We start from the raw sequence: 2500 nt of genomic DNA on the forward strand, positions 1-2500 counted from the left end.
AACGCAAAAAACCGCCCCGGTTAGAGCGGGACGGTAATTGATTTATGATAGAATTGGTTGCGGGGACAGGATTTGAACCTGTGACCTTCAGGTTATGAGCCTGACGAGCTACCGGGCTGCTCCACCCCGCGTCACCTACGAGCAAGCGTTTGCTTGCGTTCTTGGACGTAAGCCTAGGCCTACGGATAGGCTGGCCTACAGATAGGTAGATGGCTCGCCAAATGAAAGGGCCGCTTGCGCGGCCTTGGATCCCGTTCGGCGGGCCTGGAACGTAGAGAGAAGATTTGAGTTGAACATGCGTTTTGCAGACCTGGCAGCGACCTACTCTCCCGCGTCTTGAGACGAAGTACCATCAGCGCTGGAGCGTTTCACGGCCGAGTTCGGAATGGGATCGGGTGCAGCCGCTCCGCCATAACCACCAGGTCGGCAAAACGCATGTTCAATCGAGAAGCTGTTCAGGCGCGATCTGCAGGATCGTCGCGTTTGTGCCTTTGACGTTCTTTCAGCCTGGCGCCTTTCGAAGCGAAGCTTCGCAAGGTCGACCGACCGCCGGCGCTGTTGCGCCGCACCCACGTAGCGCCGCCCGTGAGGGCGGAACAAGCGTGAGTGAGAATGGCGACAATCCTTCGGATTGCGCCTTGATGGATATAAGTAATGAGAACGATCAAGCCTATCGAACTATTAGTACCGGTAAGCTTCAAGCGTTGCCGCTCTTCCACACCCGGCCTATCAACGTGGTCGTCTTCCACGGTTCTCAGGGAATACTCGTTTCAAGGTGGGTTTCCCGCTTAGATGCCTTCAGCGGTTATCCCGTCCGGATATAGCTACCCTGCAATGCGGCTGGCGCCACAACAGGTCCACCAGAGATCCGTCCATCCCGGTCCTCTCGTACTAGGGACAGATCCTTTCAATATTCCTACACCCACGGCAGATAGGGACCGAACTGTCTCACGACGTTCTGAACCCAACTCACGTACCGCTTTAAATGGCGAACAGCCATACCCTTGGGACCTGCTCCAGCCCCAGGATGCGATGAGTCGACATCGAGGTGCCAAACAACCCCGTCGATATGGACTCTTGGGGGTCATCAGCCTGTTATCCCCGGCGTACCTTTTATCCGTTGAGCGATGGCCCTTCCACGCGGGACCACCGGATCACTATGACCGACTTTCGTCTCTGCTCGACTTGTCAGTCTCGCAGTCAGGCAGGCTTATGCCATTGCACTCAGCGAACGATTTCCGACCGTTCTGAGCCCACCATCGCGCGCCTCCGTTACTCTTTAGGAGGCGACCGCCCCAGTCAAACTACCCACCATACATTGTCCCGGACCCGGATAACGGGCCGCGGTTAGACATCCATAGTAATAAGGGTGGTATTTCAAGGGTGGCTCCACCTGAGCTGGCGCCCAGGCTTCAAAGCCTACCACCTATCCTACACATGCCACTACGAATGCCAATGTAAAGCTATAGTAAAGGTGCACGGGGTCTTTCCGTCTAACCGCAGGAACCCCGCATCTTCACGGGGAATTCAATTTCACTGAGTCTATGCTGGAGACAGCGGGGAAGTCGTTACGCCATTCGTGCAGGTCGGAACTTACCCGACAAGGAATTTCGCTACCTTAGGACCGTTATAGTTACGGCCGCCGTTTACTGGGGCTTCGATTCAGAGCTTGCACCCCTCCTCTTAACCTTCCAGCACCGGGCAGGCGTCAGACCCTATACGTCGCCTTGCGGCTTCGCAGAGCCCTGTGTTTTTGATAAACAGTCGCTACCCCCTGGTCTGTGCCACCCTCCTCCACTTGCGTAGAAAAGGGTCACGCTTCTTCCGAAGTTACGCGTGCAATTTGCCGAGTTCCTTCAGCATAGTTCTCTCAAGCGCCTTGGTATACTCTACCTGACCACCAGTGTCGGTTTCGGGTACGGTCTATAAGGAGGAGCTATTTCCTGGAACCACTCCGCTGCCCGTTCAATCCGATAAGATTGGACAACTTGTGTGATCCGTCACTACCTCCAGGCCCACGAATATTAACGTGGTTCCCATCGACTACGCGTTTCCGCCTCGTCTTAGGGGCCGGCTAACCCTGCTCAGATTAACTTTAAGCAGGAACCCTTGGTCTTTCGGCGGGGGAGTCTCTCACTCCCCTTACGTTACTCATGTCAGCATTCGCACTTCTGATACCTCCACCGCCCCTCACGGGTACGGCTTCATCAGCTTACAGAACGCTCCGCTACCGCTCGTGATTGCTCACGAACCCTAAGCTTCGGTGTATGGCTTTAGCCCCGTTACATTTTCGGCGCAAAGACCCTTATTTAGACCAGTGAGCTGTTACGCTTTCTTTAAATGATGGCTGCTTCTAAGCCAACATCCTGGTTGTTTTGGGATCCTCACATCCTTTCCCACTTAGCCATAACTTGGGGACCTTAGCTGTAGGTCAGGGTTGTTTCCCTTTTCACGACGGACGTTAGCACCCGCCGTGTGTCTGCCGACTAGTACTCCCAGG

General features: G+C 55.0%; 1 tRNA gene and 2 rRNA genes (1 of these 3 cut by a window edge). All 3 read right to left on the reverse strand.

Annotated elements, in window-relative coordinates:
• Positions 1–54 precede the first annotated feature (54 nt).
• Positions 55–131, reverse strand: a tRNA-Met gene (locus DPM35_RS31965).
• 177 nt (positions 132–308) lie between these two features.
• A 5S ribosomal RNA gene (gene rrf / locus DPM35_RS31970) occupies positions 309–423 on the reverse strand.
• A 237-nt stretch (positions 424–660) separates the two neighbouring features.
• Positions 661–2500: ribosomal RNA gene (locus DPM35_RS31975) — 23S ribosomal RNA — on the reverse strand; it runs 973 nt beyond the window's last position.

It is taken from the genome of Mesorhizobium atlanticum, from assembly GCF_003289965.1.
GTDB lineage: Bacteria > Pseudomonadota > Alphaproteobacteria > Rhizobiales > Rhizobiaceae > Mesorhizobium > Mesorhizobium atlanticum.